Source organism: Rhodopila sp. (assembly GCF_035548235.1).
GTDB lineage: Bacteria > Pseudomonadota > Alphaproteobacteria > Acetobacterales > Acetobacteraceae > Rhodopila.
In genome coordinates this window covers 15,341-36,499 of sequence record NZ_DASZTJ010000009.1, presented here as the reverse complement: position 1 = coordinate 36,499, position 21,159 = coordinate 15,341, and the positions used below count along the sequence as shown (strand labels likewise).

Sequence of the window (21,159 nt, the reverse complement as noted above, 5' to 3'; positions counted from 1 at the left end):
TCGGTCCTGCCGTCCGATCAGAAGATGGCCGCCGAAGATGGCTACCGAAGATGGCCATCGGGGCCTGTGAGCAGATCATCGCGCAGGCGGCTGGAGCAGGGGGCGTGACTTCGACCGCGTGATCGGGGCGCATGCACTGGCTGTCGGGGCCGTGCTGATGTCCGGGACATTCCAGGTTTGTCCTGGGAGGGTTGGGTCGCCTGACGCCTGGTTTGATGGCTGGGCGTCCTGTCCATGGGGGCTAGATCTGGTTATTTATTGATCTGAAGATGCATGATCGATCATCGATATGACTAATAGTGGTGCAAATACAAAGGCCACCCCGCAATTTATGAACTAAAATTAGCCATGCTGCATTGCAGCGCCCGGAGCCCGTCGCTAATGTCCTCGCCACCCGATCCCAGCCCCATGCGAAGGACTTTGGCTTCATGGCCCCGACGAGCAACCTCCCGCCCCCCGGACTGTCCCGGCGCCGCGTCCTGAAAGGCGCCGCCGCCGTTGCGGGGGCCGCCGCAGGCTCCGGCGCGATCACCGGGTTCCCGACGATCTGGGCCCAGACCATCAAGGACATCGTCCTGCGCCATTCCGGCCCGCCCGTGACCGCCATCCCCGCGATCGCCGAACAGGCCACCAAGGACCTGGGCTTCAAGGTCCAGATGCAGGCCAGCGAGAACGCGGACCTGCTGAACCGCTTCCTCTCGGCGCCGGACTCCATGGACTGCGCCGACGTGGCCCTGACCAACCTGCGCTACCTGACCGGCCGCGGCACCCTGCAGGGCATCCCGTTGGCCAAGTTCAAATACTGGAACGAGACGATGCCGATATTCACCAAGGGTGAGTATCCGGACGGCCGCAAGCTGCCGCAGCAGGGCATCACGCCGACCATGGTGCTGTACGCGACCGACGCCACCGGCCAGAAGGCGACCGGCGGCACGCCGTCGGACTTCGTCACCGGCATCCCGACCGTCATCAACGGCGACACGCTGGGCATCCGTCCCGACCTCGTGCACCGCAAGGTCGATAGCTGGGCCGACCTGCTCAGCCCCGACTTCAAGGGCAAGGCCGCGCTGCAGGACAACCCGACCATCGGCATCATCGACGTGGCGATGGCGATGGAGGCCCGCGGCGACGTCAAGTACGGCAACAAGGGCAACATGACCAAGGCGGAGATCGACAAGACGATCGACACCATGCTGAAGGTCAAATCCTCCGGCCAGTTCCGCAGCTTCTGGTCCTCCTTCGACCAGTCGGTGAACCTGATGGCCTCGGGCGAGGTGGTGATCCAGTCCATGTGGTCGCCCGCCGTCGCCGCCGTGCGGTCCCGCGGCATCCCCTGCACCTTCCAGCCGCTGAAGGAAGGATACCGCGGCTGGGCCTACACGCTGGGCGTCATGAAGCACGTCACCGGCATGAAGCTGGACGCCTTCCATGAGTACATGAACTGGTATGCCTCGGGCTTCGAGGGGTCCTTCATCGCCCGCGAAGGCTATTACTCGGCGCAGCCCGACAACGCCCGCAAGTTCCTCACCCCCGCCGAGGCGGCTTACTGGTTCGACGGCAAGCCCGCGGAAGCCGATATCATGAGCCCGTTCGGCAAGCTGATGGAAAAGGCCGGGAACGTCCGCGACGGCGGCTCCATCTGGCAGCGCCTGAGCAACATCGCCGTGTGGAACTCGGTGATGGATGAGGACCGCTACCTCACCCGCCGCTGGAACGAATTCATCACGTCGTAATCCGATTTTCCGAGGTTCCATCATGCAACTTGGTGTTTTCATCCCCATCGGCAACAACGGGTGGCTGATCTCCACCACCTCGCCGCAGTACAAGCCCAGTTTCGATCTCAACAATACGATCGTGCAGAAGGCCGAGGCGTTCGGCTTCGACTTCGCCCTGTCGATGATCAAGCTGCACGGGTTCGGCGGGCCGTCGCAGTTCTGGGACTACAACCTGGAGTCCTTTACGCTGATGGCCGGCCTGGCCGCCGTCACCAAGCGCATCCAGCTCTTCGCCACCTGCGCCGTGCTGACCATGCCGCCGCCGCTGACCGCCCGCATGGCGGTGACGATCGACAGCATCTCCCACGGCCGTTTCGGTGTGAACATCATCTCCGGCTGGCAGCGCCGGGAATACACCCAGATGGGCATCTGGCCCGGCAGCGAGCACTACAAGCGCCGCTACGAATACTGCGCCGAATACGTCTCCATCATGAAAGAGCTGTGGGAGACCGGGCACAGCGATTTCAAGGGCGACTTCTTCCAGATGGATCACTGCCAGCTCCTGCCGAAGCCGGAGAAGAAGATCCCCATCATCTGCGCGGCGCAGTCGCAGGCCGGCATGAAGTTCGCGGCGCAATACGCCGACTACAATTTCTGCGGCAGCGGCGGCATCAACGAGCCGACCAAGCTCGCCCCCAGCGTCGCCAGCCTGGTGAAGGCGACCGAGGAGACCGGCCGCGACTGCGGTGCGCTGGTGCTGCAGATGATCATCGCCGACGAGACCGATGAGGCCGCCGAGGCGAAATGGGCGCATTACGTCGCCGGGACCGACAGGGTGGCGCTGGCCTATCGCGACGACCAGGCGTCGGACGACCCGAACAAGGACCCGTACTCCCAGGCCAACAAGCGCCGGACGCTGGGCATCGAGGAGCTGCCGACCAACCAGGGCGTCCTGGTCGGCTCGTATGCCAAGGTCGCGCGCATGCTGGATGAGCTGTCGGAAGTGCCCGGCGTGCGCGGCGTGATGATGACGTTCGACGACTTCGTCATCGGCATGGAGCAGTTCGGCACGCGGATCCTGCCGCTGATGCGCTGCCGGAACAAGGTCAAGATGGCCGCATGATCAGCGACGCCGTCACGTCGATCCTGCCGTCCCGGCTGCTGGCCTCGGGTGAGCGCCGGACGCGGCGGGGCCGGCTGCCGCCATGGATGGTGTCCTGGGCCCAGGTCGCCCCCATGGCGCTGGTCCTGGTGGTGCTGTTCGCGCTGCCGACCATCCTGTTCCTGGTCGTCAGCTTCTATGACTGGGACCGGGTCGGCATCTATCCGGCCTTCATCCTGGACAACTACCGCGACCTGCTGACCACGCCGGCGACGTGGCGCGTCTATGTCAGCAGCCTGCGCTTCGCGGCGATCGTCTGGGCCGTCACGCTGTTCCTGGGCTTCAACATCGCCTACTTCCTGATCTTCCACGTGCGCAGCAAGATCACCCGCACCGTGCTGTTCCTGCTCTGCGCGATCCCGTTCTGGACGTCGGGCATCATCCGCACCATCGCCTGGATCCCGTTCCTGGGCCGCAACGGCGCCTTCAACACCATGCTGATGATGGCAGGGATCACGTCGAAGCCGCTGGAGTTCCTGCTGTTCTCCGACTTCGCCGTCATCATCACCTATGTCCACCTGTTCACCCTGCTGATGGTCGGGCCGATCGCCAACTCCATGGCCAAGATCGACAAGGCGCTGCTGGAGGCGGCGATCGACGCCGGCGCCAGCCGCTGGCGGGTGATGGTCGACGTGGTGATCCCGCTGTCGAAGACCGGGATCGTCCTGGGCTCCATCCTGGTGTTCACCCAGGTGATGGGCGATTACTTCGTCGTCAAGCAAATGAGCGGCGGGCAGAGCGCCTCCATCGTCTCCATGCTCTCGACCGAGATCCAGGCGATGCAATACCCGCCCGCGGCGGCCAACGCGATGGTGCTGGTCGTGTTCGTCGCCCTGCTGGTCGCCGCGATGATGAAGGTCGTCGATGTCCGCAAGGAACTGGTGAAGTAGACATGGCCGCGATCAGAGCCAGCGAGAAACGTCCCTGGACCTTCTACGCCCTCGCGACGTTGTTCGTCGCCTTCCTGCTGTTCCTCTACGGCCCGATGTTCGTCATCTACATCCTGTCGTTCCAGGGGCCGAACGGCGGCGTGACGTTCCCGATGGTCGGCGTCTCCCTCACCTGGTTCCATGAGGTCTTCCAGAAGGAGCAGATGGCCAACCTGCCGGTGGCCTTCGTCCGGTCCGTCGAACTGGCGACGGTGGTCTGCATCCTGACGGTGGTCTTCTCGGTCGCCGCCGGCCTGGGCTTCCGCCGGCGGTTTCCCGGATCGGGGGTGCTGTTCTACATCGCCGTCGCCAGCCTGGTGATGCCCAGCCTGCTGGTGGGCTTCGGCATCGGCCTGGGCTTCCAGTTCCTCGGCTGGCAGACCTCCCTGTTCACCTCCGCCCTCGGGGCGCAACTGACCTGGACGCTGCCGTTCGGCCTGTTCGCGATGTTCGCGGTGGTCAACCGCTTCAACCGGTCGTGGGAGGAAGCGGCGACGGACCTGGGCGCCAGCGCCTGGCAGCGCCTGCGCTACGTGACGCTGCCGATCCTGGCGCCCGGCATCTTCGGCGTCGCCATGGGCGCCTTCACCCTGTCCTATGACGAATACGCCCGCACCACGCTGACCATCGGGCCAAAGAACACGCTGCCGCTGGAGATCTATGCGTTGATCTCCTCGGCGTCCTCGCCCACCCTGTTCGCGATCGGCACGCTGACCACGGCGGTGTCCTTCACCGCGATCATCGCCACGCTGATCATCGTCACCCGCATGCAGCGACGCCGAGCGGCTTTGAGGGCTTGAGAATGGATAATCGATTCGATGTGGAACTGGTGTCGGTCACCAAGCGCTATGGCACCACGCTGGCCGTGGACGACATTTCGTTGCGTATCCCGCGCGGCACCTATTGCTGCCTGCTGGGACCGTCCGGCTGCGGCAAGACCACCACGCTGCGCATGATCGCGGGGCACGAGGCGGTGACCGAGGGCGATATCCTGATCCATGGGGAGAACGTCTCCGACCTGCCGCCGGTCAAGCGCGGCACGGCGATGATGTTCCAGTCCTATGCGCTGTTCCCCCACATGAACTGCCTGGACAATGTCGCCTTCAGCCTGAAGATGCGCGGCGTCGCCAAGAAGGAACGCCATGCCAAGGCGCGCGAGTTCCTGGAGCTGGTGCATATGGGCAGCTATGCGGAACGGTTGCCGGCGCAACTATCGGGCGGGCAGCAGCAGCGCATCGCCCTGGCGCGCGCGCTGATCAACCGCCCGCGCGTGCTGCTGCTGGATGAACCGCTGTCGGCGCTGGACCCGTTCCTGCGCACCAAGGTCCGCGAAGAGCTGAAGCGCCTGCAGCGCGAACTGGGCATCACGTTCATCCATGTCACCCACAGCCAGGACGAGGCGATGGCGCTGGCCGACCTGATGGTGGTGATGGAGGCCGGCCATATCCGCCAGGCCGCGCAGCCGCGCGAGATCTTCGAACGTCCCGTCAGCCCGTTCATCGCCCGGTTCATCGGCAGCCACAACGTCTTGCGTTTCGATACCGGCCCGATCGCGGTGCGCGCCGACCGCTGCCGCCTGGGCGCGGCGGGAGAGGGGCCGCATGTGAACGGCCAGGTCGTCGCGGTCGAATACCAGGGCGCCATGGTCCGCGTCGCGGTGATGACGGAAGCAGGGGACGAGGTCTCGGCGCTGGTCCCCGACCAGGCCTTCTATCGCAAGCCGGCGGAACCGGGCGATCCGGCGACGCTGGTCTGGGCCCCGGAAGACACCCACGCCCTGGTGGAGTCTTGACCTCCGAGGGAATTGTCATCGGAGCGCCATAGCCGCTAGCTTGCCGCCATAACGGCAAGGAGAGAACGGTCATGGCCGACAGCTATCACGGCGCCTGTTTCTGCGGCGCGGTCGAAATCGAGGTCACGGGCGCGCCGGAGGGCATGGGCTACTGCCATTGCCGGTCCTGCCGGTCCTGGTCCGGCGGTCCGGTCAATGCGTTCACGTTATGGAAACCCGAGGCCGTGAAGGTCACCAAGGGCGCAGACCAGATCGGCGAATACCACAAGACCGAGGTCAGCTACCGGCAGTTCTGCAAGCTCTGCGGCGGCCACCTGCTGACCCGGCACCCGCCGCTGGGGATGATCGATGTCTTCTCGGCAACCATTCCGGACCTGAAATTCGAGCCGGGGGTCCATGTCAACTATCAGGAAACGGTGCTGCCGCCGATGCAGGACGGGTTGCCGAAGTTCAAGGATTTTCCAGCAGAATTCGGCGGATCGGGGGAGATGGCTTAACCTTTCCCGTCATGGCCGGCCTTGCGCCGGTCATCCGCGGCTTGGTCGCTGACACCGAATGGCACGGATGGCCGGGACAAGCCCGGCCATGACGGGAAGGACCAACGCGGACGGGAATGCCTACCGCCCCAGCGTCGGCATCGTGAACTCCGGCCCGCGCCGAGATCCCGCCGCCCAGCGCTGCGTCACCGCCTTGTAGCGCGTGTAGAACCGCACGCCTTCCGGCCCGTAGATGTGGTGGTCGCCGAACAGCGAATGCTTCCATCCGCCGAACGAATGGAACGCCATCGGCACCGGGATCGGCACGTTGATGCCGACCATGCCGATCTGGATGGCCTGGGTAAAATCCCTGGCTACACCCCCATCGTTGGTGAACAGTGCGACGCCGTTCCCATATTCATGCGCGTTGATCATCCTAGTTGCGGTTGCAACATCCGGCGCTCGGATTACCGACAGCACCGGGCCGAAGATCTCGTCCTTGTAGATCTTCATGTCCGGCGTCACGTTGTCGAACAGGCAGCCGCCCAGGAAGAAGCCGTTCTCATAGCCCTGCAGCTTCAGCCCGCGCCCGTCGACCACCAGGTCGGCGCCTTCCTTCACGCCGTGATCGACATAGCCGCGCACCTTCATCATGTGCTCGCGCGTCACCAGCGGCCCCATCTCGGCTTCCGGATCGACGCCCGGCGCGACCTTCAGCGCGCGGACCCGCGGCGCCAGCTTGTCCATCAGCGCATCGCCCGCCGATCCGACGGTGACCGCGACCGACACTGCCATGCAGCGCTCGCCCGCCGCGCCATAGGCCGATCCCATCAAGGCGTCGACCGCGTCGTCGATATTCGCGTCCGGCATCACCACCAGGTGGTTCTTTGCCCCGCCCAGCGCCTGCACGCGCTTCCCGTGGGAGGTGCCGCCGCGATAGATCGTTTCGGCAATGGCGGTCGAGCCGACGAAGCTGATCGCCGCGATACCGGGATGGGCGATGATCGTCTCCACCGCCTCACGCCCGCCCTGCACCACGCTGAACACGCCGTCCGGCAGGCCGGCTTCCTGCAGCAAGGCCGCCAGCTTCAGCGAAACGGACGGGTCCTTCTCGGATGGTTTCAAAATGAAGCAGTTGCCGCAGGCCAGCGCGACGGGGATCATCCACAGCGGTACCATGATCGGGAAGTTGAACGGCGTGATGCCGGCAACGACACCCAAGGGCTGACGGATCGACCACGCATCGATCCCGGTGCCGACCTGGTCGGTGTATTCGCCCTTCAGCAGGTGCGGGATGCCGCAGGCGAATTCGACGACCTCCAGGCCGCGCTGCACTTCGCCGTCCGCGTCCGACAGCACCTTGCCGTGTTCGGCGGTGATGATCGCCGACATCTCCTTGCGGTCGCGCTCCAGCAGGTCCTTAAGCTTGAATATCACGCGCGCGCGGCGCAGCGGCGGGGTATTGGCCCAGGCCGGCCACGCGGCCGTGGCAGCCGCGACCGCCTTGTCCACCTCGGAGGCGTTGGCCATCGCGACCTTGCCCGTGATCTCGCCCGAAGCCGGGTTGAACACGTCGCCAAACGAACCGCTGGTGCCGGCCACCAGTTTGCCGCCGATGAAATGGCCGATTTCGCGCATGGGTGGACCCTCCGGGTGGATGATTGGCGGTGGCGTAGAACAGGTTGCGCCAAGGGTCCAGAGGGCGGTCCTGAAACGTCGCTGGATTGACCGCTATCCGTTCCGCACGGACTATCGCGGGAACCAAGACCAGGGGGCCTCCATGGAGTTCGGCGTCTATCACGAGTTTCCCTCGCTCGCCGGCCGGCCTGACACCGCTGCCTTCGAAGACGCCTTCGACCTGGTCGAAGCGGCGGACGATTGGGGCCTGGACATCATGTGGCTCGCCGAACTGCACTTCGATCCCGAACGCTCCGTCCTCTCTTCCCCGCTCTGCGTCGCCTCGGCCGCCGCCGCTCGGACCAAGCGGATCCGGATCGGCATCGGCGTGCAGGTGCTGCCGCTGGGCAACCCGCTGCGCATCGCCGAGGACGTCGCGACCGTCGACCAGATCAGCCGCGGCCGCCTGGTCCTGGGCGTCGGCCGCAGCGGCGTCGCCCGCACCTATGAGGCGTACAACATCCCCTATGCCGAAAGCCGCGGACGGTTCGGCGAGACGCTGGCCATCATCCAGAAAGCATGGGACGCGCCGGTCGTGTCGTTCGAGGGCGACTATTTCCGCTTCGCCGACATCGCCGTCACGCCGCGTCCGTTCCAGGCCGGCGGGCCGCCGATCTATATCGCCGCCACCAGCCCGGATACCTATGCGGCGATCGGCCGGCGCGGCAAACCGATCCTGATGGGCGTGAAGTTCGAAGACGCCCGTGAACTCGCCCCGCTGATCCAGGCCTATCGCGATGCGTGGAAAGCGGCCGGGCATCCCGGCCAGGGCCATGTCACGATGCGCACGCCCGGTTACCTGGCCAGCACCGCCGCCGCGGCGCGCGCGGACGCCGAAGCGAGCCTGCTGCACTATTACAGGGCACAGGCGGCGCTGCAGATGGACTCCGCCCGCCGGCCCGGCGTCGACGGCGCCGACCGCAAGCGCGCGGCCGCCGAACGACTGAATGCCATGACGTTCGAGGAGGCGCAGCGCGGCTCGATCCTGTTCGGCACGCCGGACGAGGTCACCGATCGGTTGAAAGCCCTGGAGCGCGATATCGGCCTGGACGGCATCATGATCGAGATGAACACCGGCGGCCTGATCGCGCACGAGAAGGAGAAGGCGGCGCTGCGGCTGCTGTGCCGGGAGGTGATGCCGCGGTTCCGGTGAGCCCCGACGCCGCCCGGCGTCAGAATCCCAAAATGACGCCGCCCGGCGTCAGAATCCCAAAATAACGCCGCCCGGCGTCAAAATCCCAAAATGACGCCGCCCGGCGCCAGGATCCCAAAATGACGCCGCCCGGCGTCAGAACTCGACGTCCAGCTCGTCGATCTGCTCCGGCTCCTGCTGTGCGGCGGCGAACCATTCGCGCATGTCGGGCCAGGCCATGACGGTCTGGCAATAGCGTTCGCACAGGCCTTCCATCTTGACGTCGTAGCTGCGGAACCGGGTGACGACCGGGGCGTACATGCAGTCGGCGATGGTGGGCTTCAGCCCGAACAGCCACGGACCTTTCCAGGTCGTCAGGCATTCCCGCCAGATGCCGCAGATATGGTCGATATCGGCTTCCACCTGCGACCACAGGGTGAACCCCGGCCGGTACAGCCGCAGGTTCATCGGCAGGGATTCGCGCAGCGCGGTGAACCCCGAATGCATCTCCCCCGAGATCGAGCGGCAGCGTGCCCGAGCAGCCTTGTCGGCGGGGAGCATGGCGGCGTCGGGGAAGGTTTCGTTGAGGTATTCGGCGATCGCCAGCGTATCCCAGACCACCACGTCGTCGTGCATCAGCGCCGGGACGCGGATCGAAGAGGCTTGCATCAGCAGTTCCTTGCGGTTCGCCGGGTCCTCGGGGTCGACGACCTTTTCCTCGAATTTCAACCCGGAGAGGCGCGCCAGCAGGAAGCCGCGCAGCGACCACGAGGAGTAGTTCTTGCTGCTGATGAGAAGCGTGGCCCCAGACATAGTGACAAACCCCCAAGCATCCTGGCATGCTGCGGCGCATCATAACAACGGCGCCAACACCATGGCGAGGCTTTGTGATAGACCTGCGACAGGTTACTGTGTGGTATCGATAGCTTCCTCCTCACCGGCGGCGGCGTGGGACCGGCAGGACCATTGGACAAAGACCGTGCGTAGCCCAGACCCGATCCTGCATTTTCCATCCGAGACGCCGTATTTCCGGCCCTTTCCGAGCTGCCTGGCGAGGGTGCGCGGGGACAGGTTTCCCCGAGGGCAGGTCGCCATGAAAGGCCGCTGTTCAGCCCGATGATGTATAGCTTCTACCAGGCCCAGGCGGATCTGCTCTACCCCGTACGCCAGGCCGCCAAGTTGGGCGCTGGCCTGTGCCGCATCGTGGATTGGGGGGCAGCGACCCCCGCGCCGCTGCGGGCCATCGGCGCGGCGCTGACCCTGGTGGCCGAAAGCGGCCTGACCCACCGCCGTCCGGATTACGGGTTTCGCACGACCGGCATGGGGAACGACACGGTCGCGGTGACCGAGGAGATCCGCTTCTCCACCCCGTTCGGCAACCTGCTGCGTTTCCGCAAGGACACCGACGTCAAGCAGCCGCGCGTCCTGGTCGTGGCGCCGATGTCGGGACACTTCGCCACGCTGCTGCGCGGCACCGTGGCGGTGCTACTGCCGGACAACGACGTCTACATCACCGACTGGAAGAACGCCCGCGACATCCCGCTGTCGGAAGGCCGGTTCGGCTTCGACGAATATGTCGACCACGTCATCCGGTTCCTGGAGATCATGGGGGAGGGCAGCCACCTGATCGCCGTCTGCCAGCCGGCGGTCGCCGCGCTCGCGGCCGCGGCGGTGATGGCGGAGCAGGGCAACCGCGCCCAGCCGCGCAGCCTGACGCTGATGGCCGGCCCGATCGACACGCGGCAGAACCCGACCAGGGTGAACGAGCTGGCGAAGTCCCGCTCGATCGAATGGTTCGAGAAGAACCTGATCACCGCCGTACCCTGGCGCTACAAGGGCGCCGCGCGGCGGGTCTATCCGGGCTTCCTGCAGCTGACCGCGTTCATGTCGATGAACCTGGACCGGCACATCAACGCGCACCTGGCGCAGTTTCGCGCGCTGGCTTGCGGCGACATGCCCGCGGCCGACGCGCATCGGCGGTTCTATGGCGAGTACAATGCCGTCATGGACCTGCCGGCGGAGTTTTATCTGGAAACCGTCAACCGGGTCTTCCAGACGCACGACCTGCCGCTGGGCAAGCTGACCTGGCACGGCCAGAAGGTGAAGCCCGAGGCGATCCGCCGTACCGCGCTACTGACGGTGGAGGGGGAGCGCGACGACATCTGCGCCATCGGCCAGACGATGGCGGCGCTGGACCTGTGCACCGGCGTCCGCATCAGCCAGAAGCGGCACCATTTGCAGTCGGGCGTCGGGCACTACGGCGTGTTCAGCGGGTCGCGCTGGGCGCGGGAGGTGTATCCGAAGGTGCGGCAGATGATCGAGGTGACGAACTGAGCGTCGTCGGGGTCGGTCGTCTTTAGGGGGAATCCGGCGGGACGTCCCAAGGATTGATGACCGGCACGCCGTTATGCACGAAGTCGGCGCTGTTGCGGGTCGCGACCGTCAGTCCGTGAACCGCCGCGGTCGCGGCGATCAGGCTGTCGCGATACGGTCGGTTGACAGGCGCCCGAAGGGCGGCGGTCGTCAGGGCCACGGCCGTGTCGACCGGGAGAACGCGGTCGCGGAAAATCGGCAGGACGCGAGTCTCAAGCCAGATGCGCAGGATCCTCGCGGAGGCAGGATCGCGCCGCTGGAGGCGAAGCACGCCGACCTCCAGCTCCTCCACGACGATCGCCGACAGGAACATGGCAGACGGGTCTATGCGCACGGCCCACCGGGCGACATTGGGATCGATGCGCGACGTATTGGCTTTCCGCAATTCGGATATGACGTTCGTATCGAGCAAATACATCAGTCGAATTCAGCGATTCGGCCTGGCTCCTTGGAACGCACGCTGTCGAAGTCTACATCAATGTCGGCGATGCGCGCATATGCCGATGGCATCGCCAGTAAATCCAAAATCGTTTTTCCCTGAGCCGTCTTGTCCGGAGGCGCTCCTTGCGCGGCCAATCGCTGATATGTATCGAAACTCAGCAGCACATGGGCGGGCTTGCCCCGGTCCGTGATGTAGACCGGCCCGTCCGCCGCGGCGCGCTTCGCCTTGGCGGTGTCTTGGTTGAATTCGCGGCTGGTCAGTGTCGTGATCGTCATGCCCCATCTCCCACGCCATGTAGATACGTTGCTACAATCCGGAGTTCAACATCGCTTCCCCTTGATCCAAGCCGGCGCTAAATCCCCGCCATGTCCCTCCTCGTCATCTCCGGCGTCGTGATCCGTGTCGGCGGCCGCACGCTGCTGAACGGTGCCGACCTGACGATCGACCCCGGCCGGCGCATCGGGCTTGTCGGCCGCAACGGCGCGGGCAAGTCCACCCTGTTGCGTGCCATCGCCGGCGACCTCGCCGTCGACGGGGGTGAAATCCGGCTGAACGCCCGCGCGCGCATGGCCACCGTGCGGCAGGAGGCGCCGGAAGGCCCGTCGTCGCTGCTGGACACCGTGCTGCAGGGCGATCCCGAACGCCTGGCGCTGCTGGCGGAGCTTGAAACCGCCGACCCGCACCGCATGGCGGAGATCCACGAACGCCTGATCGCCATCGGCGCCGAGTCCGCCCCGGCGCGCGCCGCGACCATCCTGGCCGGCCTCGGTTTCGACGAAGCGGCGCAGGCGCGGCCCGTCGCGGAGTTTTCCGGCGGCTGGCGCATGCGCGTGGCGCTGGCGACCGCGCTGTTCGCCAACCCCGACCTGCTGCTGCTGGACGAGCCGACCAACCACCTGGACCTGGAAGCCACGCTCTGGCTGGAATCCTGGCTGGCCCGCTTTCCCGGCGCCGCGCTGGTCGTCTCCCACGACCGCGGCCTGCTGGATCGTGCCGTCGAGGCGATCGCGCACCTGGACAAGGGCAAGCTGTCGCTGACCCCCGGCGGCTTCGACGAGTTCGTCCGCATCCGCACCGAACGCGCCATGCAGCAGGCGCGCGCGGCCGAGAAGGTGGCGGCCGAACGCGCGCACATCCAATCCTTCATCGACCGCTTCCGCTACAAGGCCTCCAAGGCTCGGCAGGCCCAGGCACGGATCAAGGCGCTGGAGCGCCTGCCGCAGATCGAAACGGTCATCGAGGACGCGCCGACCCGCTTCGCCTTTCCCGACCCGCCGCGCATCGCCCCGCCGATCCTGGCGCTGGACCGGGTGGACATCGGCTATGGCGCGACGCGGATCCTCCGCAACGTCTCGCTGACCGTCGACATGGACGACCGCATCGCGCTGCTGGGCGCGAACGGCAACGGCAAGTCGACGCTGGCCAAGCTGCTGGCGGAACGGCTCGACCCGATGTCCGGCGAGGTGCGCCGCGGCCCCAAGCTGAAAGTCGGCTATTTCGCCCAGCACCAGACCGATGAGCTGGTCCTGTCGGAAACGCCGGTCGATCACATGAGCCGCGCGCTGCCGGCCGCGCCGGTGACGAAGGTCAGGGCGCAGTTGGCGCGGTTCGGCTTGGACGCCGATCGGGCCGACACGCCGGTCGGCAACCTGTCCGGTGGTGAAAAGGCGCGGCTGTTGCTGGCGCTGGCCACGCGCGATGCGCCGCAACTGCTGATCCTGGACGAACCGACCAATCATCTGGACATCGACGCGCGTGATGCGCTGGTGAAGGCGCTGGCCGACTTCCAGGGCGCCGTTCTGCTGATCACCCACGACCCCCACCTTGTCGAGCTGGTCGCCGATCGGCTCTGGCTGGTCGCGGACGGCACGGTGCGTCCTTATGACGGCGACCTGGACGACTACCGGACCTTGCTGGCGGAGCGGGCGCGCCCGGCTGCCAAGGCCGCATCCGGTACCCGCAGGGACGATCGCCGGGAACGGGCCGAGGCCCGCGCCGCGCTGGCGCCGCTGCGCCGCAAGGCCCAGGCGGCGGAAAAACGCCTCGCCGCGCTGGCCGAGGAACGCAGGCGGATCGAAGTCAAGCTCGCCGACCCGTCCCTCTACGCGGCCGGCCGCACCGCCGAGATCACTGCCGCGAACGCTCGGCTCGCGGCGATCGCCCGTGATGTGGAGGCGGCTGAGACCGAGTGGCTGCTGGCGGAAGAAGAACTCGAAGCCGCTTCCTGAGAAGGCGGTTGCAGTCAAACGACGATCGGATACATTCGTGCCGACGATCGTTACAATCGAACATTTTACTGCATTGTCGCAAGGCAAGTTGCATGCAGCGATCTGCATCGAACCGAAGTCACAGGTGCGAGGGCGCTCTCATAATTTCGTTACTGCGTATGTTTTAACAACCCGCAAATCCACCGTTTCAAATGTTCCTGGCGCGACGCACACGTCATTATGTGCGCCGCGATACGATTGGGATGGGTTAACCGACCGAGACGGAAATGAACCGAAGTAGCTCGTGATGTGACATCGGCTTTTCCAGCACGGTCATCACGCCGAGGCTCGCGGCCTTGCGGGAGACCTCCGCATCGTGAATACCTGTTATCAGCAAAGCGGGTATGTGGATGCCGCGCTGCACCAGGCTCTCGATCATCTGCAACCCGGTCATGCGAGGCATGTTCTGATCGACGACGACGCAGGCGAGGCGATCGAGCCTCGCGTCGGCGAGAAAAGCCGTGCCAGACCTATAAGTTTCAACCTGATAGCCCATGGCTTCCAGCAATCCGCCTAAAACGTCGCCGACATCGTCATCATCGTCGACGACAGCAACGATGTTTGAATTATCCTTTTCCATCATCTGATTCCCTTGTGGCGGGAGAGGCGCGTCGCCAATTCCACCGTGATCGTAGCCGCCACGCTTCGGGTGAATAAGATGAAACCCGCCGGCATCACTTGCTATTTATAGTAACTACCGATAGCGTGGTCGGCGATCTCGATTGGAATCGGTCCAGGTTAAAGAAAAATTTACCTGTTTCGTGGTGGTATCGGGAGCGGTGTTCGTCAGCCAAGCCAAGACCGTATTTTGTTGATAAGCGTCTCATTGCAGGCCCAAATTCAAAGCGGGTCCATGCGCGCGCCAACGGCTAGGCGAATCAGTCGTCTTCACGTCAGATGCCATGACTTTAAGTAAGAACACTTCGTTGGGTGATACAATTGTCTGAAAATGTAAAGCTCCGTCTCGATCTGGGGACTATCGACAACCAACCGGAGCGACAGGGGCGTGGCCCGGGGGCACCCGAAGCCGATGCTGCTCCCATTGATGAAGCGGAATCGCAGATGCGCAGGGCCTTGGGCCTGCTTGGCGATATCCCTCGACACCGGCCGGAGCCGGAACGAACCGATCTGCCAAGCCGGTCCGGCGGAGGGCTGGGCGCTTTCGGCGGCGGGTTGCACCGGCGCCGCTTCGTGCAGGACGGCGACGTGCCCGTCACCGTGCTGCGGCGTGACCAGGGCCATGATCCGATCACGCACCGCGCCGCACCATCCGGCGCTACGCCGACCACCAACCGCCTGCAGCGTGCCGAGGCGGCGCTGGCCGTCGAAACCGCCGCGCGGGAGAAAGCGGAACGGGCGCTCAATGAAGCAAACGGCGCGGTGCGCGATCTCCAGACCAAGATCGGCCATGCCGAACTGGCGAAGAACGAAGCAATCGAAACGCTGCGGCGCGAACGGGACTCCAATGGCGAGATCCGCGCGGAATGCGAGACCCTGAAATCGCAGATCCGGGCATTGCGCGAAGAACTCGACCAGGCGCTCAAGGCCTTCCAGGAAGCGCAGGACGCGCTGGACGAGGAACGCCGTGCGCGCAAGGCCGCGGAAAAAGCCTACAAGGCCGCCGACACCGCCCGTGAGGACGCGGAGCGTCTGGTGCGGGAGCTGTCCGAGACCGAAACCGTTGTCGCGGCGCCCGCGAAACGGGCTCGTCCCAAGCGCGCTTCGGGCCGGACGAACGATGACCTGTTCGCGGCGGAACAGCCTCGGCGGGCGGGCGCGGCCGAACCCGAACCGGTGAAGTGGTGGCTCAATACGCCGACGACCGGCAAGCGCCGCTGACCCGGCCAGAAGAGGGGACTCCCACAGGAAAAAGGCGTCCGCGTGTAATTTATTACTTCAATGTTATATGACGCGTCGCGGAAGTATTCCTCCGGTTGAGGCGCGAACGGCTATTACACCTTCTTTTGCCAGCCCGACGAGGTCTGCTGCCAATAGGCCAAGGCGTGCCCCGCCTCCTTCAGCGCCCGCCAGCGGTCGCGCGCGGCAGCCACCGCCGGTTCGGACGTTCCGTCGAACAGGTCGAAGACCCGTTCGAACCGCTCGATCCCCTCGCCCTGCGCGCCCTGCACCAGGAACAGGTAGCGCGCCGCGTTGACCGGGTCGGCCGTCAGGCTCAGCCAGATCGGCTGCAGGTCGGCGTCTCCGTCCGCCGCGCCGCCATGCGGCAGCCAGGCCTCCTGCGCCCACAGCGCGGTGCTGATCGCGTCCAGCCCCTTCTGGTCCGAACCGACCACCAGGGCGCGCTGGCCGGCATCGAGCGTGCGGCCGAGCAGGCGGGGCAGGGCGTCGGTCAGTGTCGTTCGGGTCAGGTGGTAGAACCCGACTTCGGTCATGGCGTCTCGTAATGATCCGCCACCAGCCGGTCCAGCAGGCGAACGCCGAACGCCGTCGCGCCCTTGGGGACGGCGGGTGCGTCCTTGGTGCTCCAGGCCATGCCGGCGATATCGAGATGCGCCCAGGGCTTGCCGTTGACGAAGCGCTGGATGAACTGCGCCGCGGTGATCGAACCGCCCGGCCGGCCGCCGACGTTCTTCATGTCGGCGATCTCCGACTTCAGCTGCTTGTCATAGGCCTCGTCGAGCGGCATCCGCCACACGCGCTCGCCGGTCGCCTGGCCGGCGGCGCTGAGCTTCTGCGCCAATGCGTCGTCATTGCTGAACATGCCGGCATATTCGTGCCCGAGGCCGATGATGATCGCCCCGGTCAGCGTCGCCAGGTCGACCATGAATTTCGGGTCGTATTTCTGCTGCGCGTACCAGATGACGTCGGCCAGCACCAGGCGGCCCTCGGCGTCGGTGTTGATCACCTCGATCGTCTGGCCGGAGTAGCTGGTCACCACGTCGCCCGGCCGCTGCGCGGTGCCGGAGGGCATGTTCTCGACCAGTCCGACCAGGCCGATCGCGTCGACCTTGGCCTTGCGTCCTGCCAGCGTGGCCATCAGGCCGATCACCGTGCCGGCGCCGGCCATGTCCCACTTCATGTCCTCCATGCCGCCGGCCGGCTTGATGCTGATGCCGCCGGTGTCGAAGGTCACGCCCTTGCCGATGAAGGCGACCGGCTTGTCCTTCGATTTCCCCCGGCCGTTGCCGCCGGCACCGTTCCACTGCATCACCACCATGCGCGGTTCGTTCGCGCTGCCCTGCGACACGCCCAGCATGGCGCCGAAGCCGAGCTTGGTGAGGTCCTTGAGGCCGAAGATGTCGACCTTGAGGCCGAGTTCGGTCAGTTTCCGGCACCGCTCCGCCATCTCGGCCGGGTTCAGGACGTTGGGCGGCTCGCTGACAAGGTCGCGCGACAGGAAGACGCCGCGGGCGGTGGCGGCCAGCGGCTCCCACGCCGTCTTGGCCTTGGTGTTCTCCGCCGTCAGCACGGTCAGCTTGGCCAATTTCGGCTTGTCCTCGGGCTTTTCCTTGGTACGGTACCGATCGAAACGATAGGCCCGCAGGGTGGCGCCGAGCGCGACCTCGGCGGCCTGCTGGGCGGAAAGGGCGGCGCCGGCGACGGCGACGGCAGGTTCCCGGGAGAGTGAGGCGGCGATGGCGCCGCCGGCTTCCTCGACGATCCGTCCGGTCAGCTCCGCCGGTTTGCCGAGGCCGATGGCGAGCACGCGCGCGATGGTCGGCGTCGGCGACAGGATCGTGCAGGTCTTGCCCTTTGCGCCTTTGAACTCGGCGACCTCCAGGGCGCGGGAAATGGCGCCGGCGGTTGCCGCGTCGAGCTGCTCCCACAGGCCTGACGGTTTCTCTCCTTCGTGAATCAGCAGCGCGAGGGCCCCGGATTTCGGCAGGGCTGGCTTGGCGAAGGCGATATCGAGCATTCCTGGTCTTTCTCTCGTTCAGGGCCGAAACGGCGTTCGTACGGCGGGCGCGGCGACGTGGGCCGGACTGGGTCATCCCTCGATTTTGTGATCGGGCGCGGCCATGAATGCAACCACACCCCGTTCGACACGATAACTACTATCGCGACTTGCTTACGCGCGATACGTCCTTTCGCGCGAATCATTGATGGAGGTGCGAGGCCGATGGGCACGATGTCCGGCGCCGGCCCCACGGAAATGCTGCGGCCCGACGGGATGGGGTTGGCGCGCGCTGCGGCGCTGCTGCGAGCCGGCCGGCTGGTCGCGTTCGGGACCGAGACGGTCTATGGCCTGGGCGGCGACGCCACGAACCCCGAGGCGGTGGCGGGGATCTACGAGGCCAAGGGCCGTCCCCGGTTCAATCCGCTGATCAGCCACTATCCGACGGCCGAGGCCGCGTTCCGCGACGTGCGGGCCGGCGAGCTGGCGCGCAAGCTCGCCGAGGCGTTCTGGCCGGGACCGCTGACCCTGGTGCTGCGTCGGGCCGCCGCCTGTCCGGTCTCGCTGCTGGCGAGCGCCGGGCTGGAGACGCTCGCGGTCCGCGTCCCGTCCCACCCCGTCGCGCGGGCCTTGCTGGCAGAGGCCGGGATCGCGGTCGTGGCGCCGTCGGCCAATCGGTCCGGCGGGATCAGCCCGACGACGGCGGCGCATGTGATGGCAGAGCTGGAGGGCCGGATCGCCGCCGTGCTGGACAGCGGGCGGAGTGCGGTCGGCCTGGAATCGACGGTGCTGGACCTGTCCAGCGAGACGCCGGTGCTGCTGCGTCCCGGCGGCGTGGCGCTGGAGGAGCTGGAGCGGCTGATCGGGCCGGTCGGCCGGATTTCGGCCGCCGGCATACCCACGGGACCGGGGCAGCATCCGGGCCTGCGCTCGCCGGGCCTGCTGCTGTCGCACTACGCGCCGACGCTGCCGGTGCGCGTCAATGTGACCGAAGTCGCGCCGAACGAGATGCTGCTGGCGTTTGGGCCTCCGCTGGATGGCGCTCTGACCGTCTACCAGCTCAGCGAGACCGGCGACCTGCGGCAGGCGGCCGCTCGGTTGTTCGAGGGGTTGCGTTGGCTCGACGGCGTCGGGCTGCGGCAGGGCGCACGGGGGATCGCCGTGATGACGGTGCCGGCGGAAGGGCTGGGGCTGGCGATCAACGACCGGCTCATTCGTGCGGCGGCGCCGCGCGGGAAGGCCGAGTGACCTACCGGCGCGCGAGGCGGCGGGCGGTGCGCAGCAGCATCTGCCGGTCCTCGGGGTCGCAGTCCCGATAGAGGCGCAACAGCGCCAGCTCGTCGCCCTGCGTGGCGATGCCGGGCGTGCGCTTGTCGTCGCCGTAGACCAGGAATTCGACGCTGGCGTCGAGGGCGCCGGCGATGCGGGAGAGATTGCCGGTCACCTGCCCGGTCCGCCCCGTTTCCCACTGCGCGACGGCGCTGCGGGTGACCCCGACCCGCTGGGCGAGCTCGTCCTGGCTGATGCCCTTTTCCCGGCGCAGGGCCTTGATGCGGATGCCGATGTCATGGGGTGTGCTCATGTCGTTAGTATATATGACATCCGGGTGGAGCGCTATGGGATTTTTGGGGTGAGGCGGATGTCTTCCCGCCAGGCGCTGCGCGGGTCCGATCGGCGATGAGGGAAGACGCCGTGCGCACCCCCGTCATGGCGGGTGACGGGACGGCCCGCCATCCATGTCTGGCGGTGTTGGTGGTGGGAATGGCGTGGGGGTGGCGGGCCGTCGCCCGCCATGACGAAGGAGGCGACGGTGATGCTCGGCCACCTGCCTCATCGCCGATCGAATCTGCGCTCGCGGAGGTGCCGGTCGGATCAAAGTCATCCCGTTAAGGTTATTTTCCTTGACGACGAACGTCAGTAATTCTAACTATACCGTGTTCACTGATCGTTCAAGGACGCCGCCCCATGCCAAGCAAGTTCGTCTGGTCCGAGGGACAGGATTCCCGACTGCGCCGCCTCCGCGCCGAAGGCGTCGAATGGGACGTCGTCGCCCGGACGCTTGGCATGACGCGCTGGGCGGTGATCGAGCGTGGACGCCGCCTCGGCATCACCCGCAGGCCGGTCGCGGACATGCCGGCGGAGCCCGTCATCTCCGACCGTCCACCGCTTCCGGCGGGGCATCCCGAAAGCTGGGATCTCATCAACCGCGGCACCATCCTGGAAGCCGTGCCCTTCAGGGCGCCCGGCCAGATCCGCTGACCCAACAGGAGTCCGTACCATGACCCACCAACGCGTCCCCCAGCAGGCCCCCATGATTCCCGCGGTCAAGCCTGTCCGCGACGAAGGCTATGGGATCGACGCCGATTTCGTCATCTATCGGCTGGAGGAAGCGGGCGCGACGTTGCTGGCCCTGCCCGGCACCGGCTGGTCGACCAGGCTGCGGAGCTCGTCGCTGGAGATGGTCCGATCGGCGCTCGAATCCTACGGCTGGTCGGAGACCGTCGTACGGCCCGCGGTGCCCTCGGCCGAGAAGATCAGCCGGATGGACGAGGCGCTTGGCTGGATTCCCCTGATCCCGGTCGATCGCTATGTGCTGCGCCGGGTGGTCGGGGCGCGCAGCCTGGTTCACCCGGTCACCGACCGGCACCTGTATCCGTGGCGGCGGCTGGGCAAGGCGCTGGGCGCGGACCACAAGGCCATCCAGCGCTGGCATGGCCAGGGGATCGCCCTGATCGTCCAGGCGTTGAAGGCGATCGCCTGATCCGCCTGCCGATGCCGGTTCGGGTGCCCGATCGAGGCGGGCGCCCGAACGGCTTCAGCCCGGATGCTTGTGGATCGGATCGACCCAGTAGACCGCTTCCGGCTTCTCGGCCGGCTCGATATCCAGGTTGACGACCACGGCTTCGTTGTCGCTGCGCACCAGGACGCATTCCAGCGTCTCGTCGGAGCTGGCGTTGATCTCCTGGTGGGGGACATAGGGCGGGACGAAGATGAAGTCGCCGGCCTCGGCTTCGGCGACGAATTCCAGGTGCTCGCCCCAGCGCATCCGGGCCTTGCCCTTCACGACATAGATCACGCTTTCCAGCGCGCCGTGGTGATGCGCCCCGGTCTTGGCGTTGGCGTGGATATGCACCGTGCCGGCCCAGATCTTCTGTGCGCCGACGCGCGCCTTGTTGATCGCGGCGGCGCGGTTCATGCCGGGGGTCTGCGCGGTGTTGGCGTCGAGCTGGTCGCCCTTGATCACCCGGACGCCGTTATGCTTCCAGTCCACGGAACCCGGAGCAGGGGGGCCGTCATGGTGATGGTCGTGGTCGTGCGGATGGTCGTGGCTCATGTCA

General features: G+C 66.2%; 22 protein-coding genes. 13 read left to right on the top strand and 9 right to left on the bottom strand.

All coding sequences use genetic code 11. The annotated features are described in order from the left end of the window. The first annotated feature begins 428 nt into the window (after positions 1–428). The 6 genes from VHB27_RS00520 to VHB27_RS00495 all read left to right on the top strand — a co-directional run bounded on the left by VHB27_RS00520 (position 429) and on the right by VHB27_RS00495 (position 6,095). A complete protein-coding gene (locus tag VHB27_RS00520) occupies positions 429–1,733 on the top strand; it encodes an ABC transporter substrate-binding protein (protein WP_325596579.1) in 1,305 nt (434 codons plus the stop codon). Positions 1,734–1,755: 22 nt separating this feature from the next. Continuing rightward, complete coding sequence (gene rutA / locus VHB27_RS00515; RefSeq protein ID WP_325596577.1) at positions 1,756–2,838, top strand: pyrimidine utilization protein A; 1,083 nt, start codon at positions 1,756–1,758, stop codon at positions 2,836–2,838. Then, positions 2,835–3,767, top strand: coding sequence for an ABC transporter permease (locus VHB27_RS00510; protein ID WP_325596573.1), 933 nt, complete (start codon positions 2,835–2,837; stop codon positions 3,765–3,767). Before rutA ends, VHB27_RS00510 begins: the two co-directional genes overlap by 4 nt. 2 nt (positions 3,768–3,769) lie before the next feature. Next, positions 3,770–4,606: an ABC transporter permease gene (locus VHB27_RS00505; RefSeq protein ID WP_325596571.1), complete on the top strand. Its 837-nt coding sequence runs from the start codon at positions 3,770–3,772 to the stop codon at positions 4,604–4,606. 2 nt (positions 4,607–4,608) lie between these two features. Next, on the top strand, positions 4,609–5,598 hold the full coding sequence (locus VHB27_RS00500) for an ABC transporter ATP-binding protein (RefSeq protein WP_325596569.1): 990 nt from the start codon (positions 4,609–4,611) through the stop codon (positions 5,596–5,598). 71 nt (positions 5,599–5,669) lie between these two features. Beyond that, positions 5,670–6,095, top strand: coding sequence for a GFA family protein (locus tag VHB27_RS00495; RefSeq protein ID WP_325596567.1), 426 nt, complete (start codon positions 5,670–5,672; stop codon positions 6,093–6,095). Positions 6,096–6,215: 120 nt separating this feature from the next. Here the strand turns inward: VHB27_RS00495 and VHB27_RS00490 are convergent, their stop codons facing one another. Continuing rightward, positions 6,216–7,712 carry a CoA-acylating methylmalonate-semialdehyde dehydrogenase gene (locus VHB27_RS00490; RefSeq protein WP_325596565.1) on the bottom strand — a complete coding sequence of 499 codons (1,497 nt, stop codon included), beginning with the start codon at positions 7,710–7,712 and terminating at the stop codon, positions 6,216–6,218. A 142-nt stretch (positions 7,713–7,854) separates the two neighbouring features. Between VHB27_RS00490 and VHB27_RS00485 the strand changes: the two genes are divergently transcribed. Continuing rightward, entirely contained in the window at positions 7,855–8,904 is a 1,050-nt protein-coding gene (locus VHB27_RS00485) for an LLM class flavin-dependent oxidoreductase (protein ID WP_325596563.1), read from the top strand. Between the two features lie 135 nt (positions 8,905–9,039). On the opposite strand, the gene VHB27_RS00480 is transcribed toward VHB27_RS00485, so the two are convergent. Beyond that, a complete protein-coding gene (locus VHB27_RS00480) occupies positions 9,040–9,696 on the bottom strand; it encodes a glutathione S-transferase family protein (RefSeq protein WP_325596561.1) in 657 nt (218 codons plus the stop codon). 303 nt (positions 9,697–9,999) lie between these two features. Between VHB27_RS00480 and VHB27_RS00475 the strand changes: the two genes are divergently transcribed. Beyond that, positions 10,000–11,217 carry a polyhydroxyalkanoate depolymerase gene (locus VHB27_RS00475; RefSeq protein WP_325596559.1) on the top strand — a complete coding sequence of 406 codons (1,218 nt, stop codon included), beginning with the start codon at positions 10,000–10,002 and terminating at the stop codon, positions 11,215–11,217. 22 nt (positions 11,218–11,239) lie between these two features. Here VHB27_RS00475 and VHB27_RS00470 read toward each other — a convergent pair whose 3' ends face one another. Together VHB27_RS00470 and VHB27_RS00465 are read right to left on the bottom strand one after the other, a co-directional pair. Continuing rightward, complete coding sequence (locus VHB27_RS00470) at positions 11,240–11,674, bottom strand: type II toxin-antitoxin system VapC family toxin (protein ID WP_325596557.1); 435 nt, start codon at positions 11,672–11,674, stop codon at positions 11,240–11,242. Beyond that, positions 11,674–11,973, bottom strand: coding sequence for a type II toxin-antitoxin system Phd/YefM family antitoxin (locus tag VHB27_RS00465; RefSeq protein WP_325596555.1), 300 nt, complete (start codon positions 11,971–11,973; stop codon positions 11,674–11,676). The genes VHB27_RS00470 and VHB27_RS00465 overlap by 1 nt, the downstream gene beginning before the upstream one ends. Before the next feature lie 90 nt (positions 11,974–12,063). Here VHB27_RS00465 and VHB27_RS00460 point away from each other — a divergent pair, with 90 nt between their 5' ends. Next, complete coding sequence (locus tag VHB27_RS00460; protein WP_325596553.1) at positions 12,064–13,926, top strand: ABC-F family ATP-binding cassette domain-containing protein; 1,863 nt, start codon at positions 12,064–12,066, stop codon at positions 13,924–13,926. 247 nt (positions 13,927–14,173) lie between these two features. Here VHB27_RS00460 and VHB27_RS00455 read toward each other — a convergent pair whose 3' ends face one another. Next, complete coding sequence (locus VHB27_RS00455) at positions 14,174–14,548, bottom strand: response regulator (protein WP_325596551.1); 375 nt, start codon at positions 14,546–14,548, stop codon at positions 14,174–14,176. Between the two features lie 479 nt (positions 14,549–15,027). On the opposite strand from VHB27_RS00455, the gene VHB27_RS00450 reads away from it, so the two are divergent. Continuing rightward, positions 15,028–15,804 carry a hypothetical protein gene (locus tag VHB27_RS00450; RefSeq protein ID WP_325596549.1) on the top strand — a complete coding sequence of 259 codons (777 nt, stop codon included), beginning with the start codon at positions 15,028–15,030 and terminating at the stop codon, positions 15,802–15,804. 113 nt (positions 15,805–15,917) lie between these two features. Here the strand turns inward: VHB27_RS00450 and VHB27_RS00445 are convergent, their stop codons facing one another. Together VHB27_RS00445 and VHB27_RS00440 are read right to left on the bottom strand one after the other, a co-directional pair. Beyond that, positions 15,918–16,358, bottom strand: coding sequence for a DNA polymerase III subunit chi (locus tag VHB27_RS00445; RefSeq protein ID WP_325596547.1), 441 nt, complete (start codon positions 16,356–16,358; stop codon positions 15,918–15,920). After that, a complete protein-coding gene (locus VHB27_RS00440; RefSeq protein ID WP_325596545.1) occupies positions 16,355–17,842 on the bottom strand; it encodes a leucyl aminopeptidase in 1,488 nt (495 codons plus the stop codon). Before VHB27_RS00440 ends, VHB27_RS00445 begins: the two co-directional genes overlap by 4 nt. A gap of 213 nt (positions 17,843–18,055) precedes the next feature. Between VHB27_RS00440 and VHB27_RS00435 the strand changes: the two genes are divergently transcribed. After that, complete coding sequence (locus tag VHB27_RS00435; protein WP_325596595.1) at positions 18,056–19,069, top strand: L-threonylcarbamoyladenylate synthase; 1,014 nt, start codon at positions 18,056–18,058, stop codon at positions 19,067–19,069. Between the two features lies 1 nt (position 19,070). On the opposite strand, the gene VHB27_RS00430 is transcribed toward VHB27_RS00435, so the two are convergent. Next, positions 19,071–19,403, bottom strand: a complete 333-nt coding sequence (locus VHB27_RS00430) for a helix-turn-helix domain-containing protein (protein ID WP_325596543.1) — start codon at positions 19,401–19,403, stop codon at positions 19,071–19,073. Between the two features lie 383 nt (positions 19,404–19,786). Between VHB27_RS00430 and VHB27_RS00425 the strand changes: the two genes are divergently transcribed. Next, positions 19,787–20,080: an AsnC family protein gene (locus VHB27_RS00425; protein WP_325596541.1), complete on the top strand. Its 294-nt coding sequence runs from the start codon at positions 19,787–19,789 to the stop codon at positions 20,078–20,080. A gap of 19 nt (positions 20,081–20,099) precedes the next feature. Further along, a complete protein-coding gene (locus VHB27_RS00420; protein WP_325596539.1) occupies positions 20,100–20,582 on the top strand; it encodes a DUF6362 family protein in 483 nt (160 codons plus the stop codon). Positions 20,583–20,636: 54 nt separating this feature from the next. Here the strand turns inward: VHB27_RS00420 and VHB27_RS00415 are convergent, their stop codons facing one another. Then, a complete protein-coding gene (locus VHB27_RS00415) occupies positions 20,637–21,155 on the bottom strand; it encodes a cupin domain-containing protein (RefSeq protein WP_325596537.1) in 519 nt (172 codons plus the stop codon). Positions 21,156–21,159 lie beyond the last annotated feature (4 nt).

What these genes read in the sequence shown, in the direction of transcription:
- VHB27_RS00510 (WP_325596573.1), top strand. Translation starts at nt 2,835, where the DNA reads ATGATCAGCGACGCCGTCACGTCGATCCTGCCGTCCCGGCTGCTGGCC.
- VHB27_RS00455 (WP_325596551.1), bottom strand. Translation starts at nt 14,548, where the DNA reads ATGATGGAAAAGGATAATTCAAACATCGTTGCTGTCGTCGACGATGAT.
- VHB27_RS00465 (WP_325596555.1), bottom strand. Translation starts at nt 11,973, where the DNA reads ATGACGATCACGACACTGACCAGCCGCGAATTCAACCAAGACACCGCC.
- VHB27_RS00450 (WP_325596549.1), top strand. Translation starts at nt 15,028, where the DNA reads ATGCGCAGGGCCTTGGGCCTGCTTGGCGATATCCCTCGACACCGGCCG.
- VHB27_RS00490 (WP_325596565.1), bottom strand. Translation starts at nt 7,712, where the DNA reads ATGCGCGAAATCGGCCATTTCATCGGCGGCAAACTGGTGGCCGGCACC.
- VHB27_RS00440 (WP_325596545.1), bottom strand. Translation starts at nt 17,842, where the DNA reads ATGCTCGATATCGCCTTCGCCAAGCCAGCCCTGCCGAAATCCGGGGCC.
- VHB27_RS00470 (WP_325596557.1), bottom strand. Translation starts at nt 11,674, where the DNA reads ATGTATTTGCTCGATACGAACGTCATATCCGAATTGCGGAAAGCCAAT.
- VHB27_RS00435 (WP_325596595.1), top strand. Translation starts at nt 18,056, where the DNA reads ATGTCCGGCGCCGGCCCCACGGAAATGCTGCGGCCCGACGGGATGGGG.
- VHB27_RS00420 (WP_325596539.1), top strand. Translation starts at nt 20,100, where the DNA reads ATGACCCACCAACGCGTCCCCCAGCAGGCCCCCATGATTCCCGCGGTC.
- VHB27_RS00425 (WP_325596541.1), top strand. Translation starts at nt 19,787, where the DNA reads ATGCCAAGCAAGTTCGTCTGGTCCGAGGGACAGGATTCCCGACTGCGC.
- VHB27_RS00500 (WP_325596569.1), top strand. Translation starts at nt 4,609, where the DNA reads ATGGATAATCGATTCGATGTGGAACTGGTGTCGGTCACCAAGCGCTAT.
- VHB27_RS00415 (WP_325596537.1), bottom strand. Translation starts at nt 21,155, where the DNA reads ATGAGCCACGACCATCCGCACGACCACGACCATCACCATGACGGCCCC.
- VHB27_RS00430 (WP_325596543.1), bottom strand. Translation starts at nt 19,403, where the DNA reads ATGAGCACACCCCATGACATCGGCATCCGCATCAAGGCCCTGCGCCGG.
- VHB27_RS00460 (WP_325596553.1), top strand. Translation starts at nt 12,064, where the DNA reads ATGTCCCTCCTCGTCATCTCCGGCGTCGTGATCCGTGTCGGCGGCCGC.
- VHB27_RS00485 (WP_325596563.1), top strand. Translation starts at nt 7,855, where the DNA reads ATGGAGTTCGGCGTCTATCACGAGTTTCCCTCGCTCGCCGGCCGGCCT.
- VHB27_RS00495 (WP_325596567.1), top strand. Translation starts at nt 5,670, where the DNA reads ATGGCCGACAGCTATCACGGCGCCTGTTTCTGCGGCGCGGTCGAAATC.
- VHB27_RS00480 (WP_325596561.1), bottom strand. Translation starts at nt 9,696, where the DNA reads ATGTCTGGGGCCACGCTTCTCATCAGCAGCAAGAACTACTCCTCGTGG.
- VHB27_RS00505 (WP_325596571.1), top strand. Translation starts at nt 3,770, where the DNA reads ATGGCCGCGATCAGAGCCAGCGAGAAACGTCCCTGGACCTTCTACGCC.
- VHB27_RS00520 (WP_325596579.1), top strand. Translation starts at nt 429, where the DNA reads ATGGCCCCGACGAGCAACCTCCCGCCCCCCGGACTGTCCCGGCGCCGC.
- VHB27_RS00445 (WP_325596547.1), bottom strand. Translation starts at nt 16,358, where the DNA reads ATGACCGAAGTCGGGTTCTACCACCTGACCCGAACGACACTGACCGAC.
- VHB27_RS00475 (WP_325596559.1), top strand. Translation starts at nt 10,000, where the DNA reads ATGATGTATAGCTTCTACCAGGCCCAGGCGGATCTGCTCTACCCCGTA.
- rutA (WP_325596577.1), top strand. Translation starts at nt 1,756, where the DNA reads ATGCAACTTGGTGTTTTCATCCCCATCGGCAACAACGGGTGGCTGATC.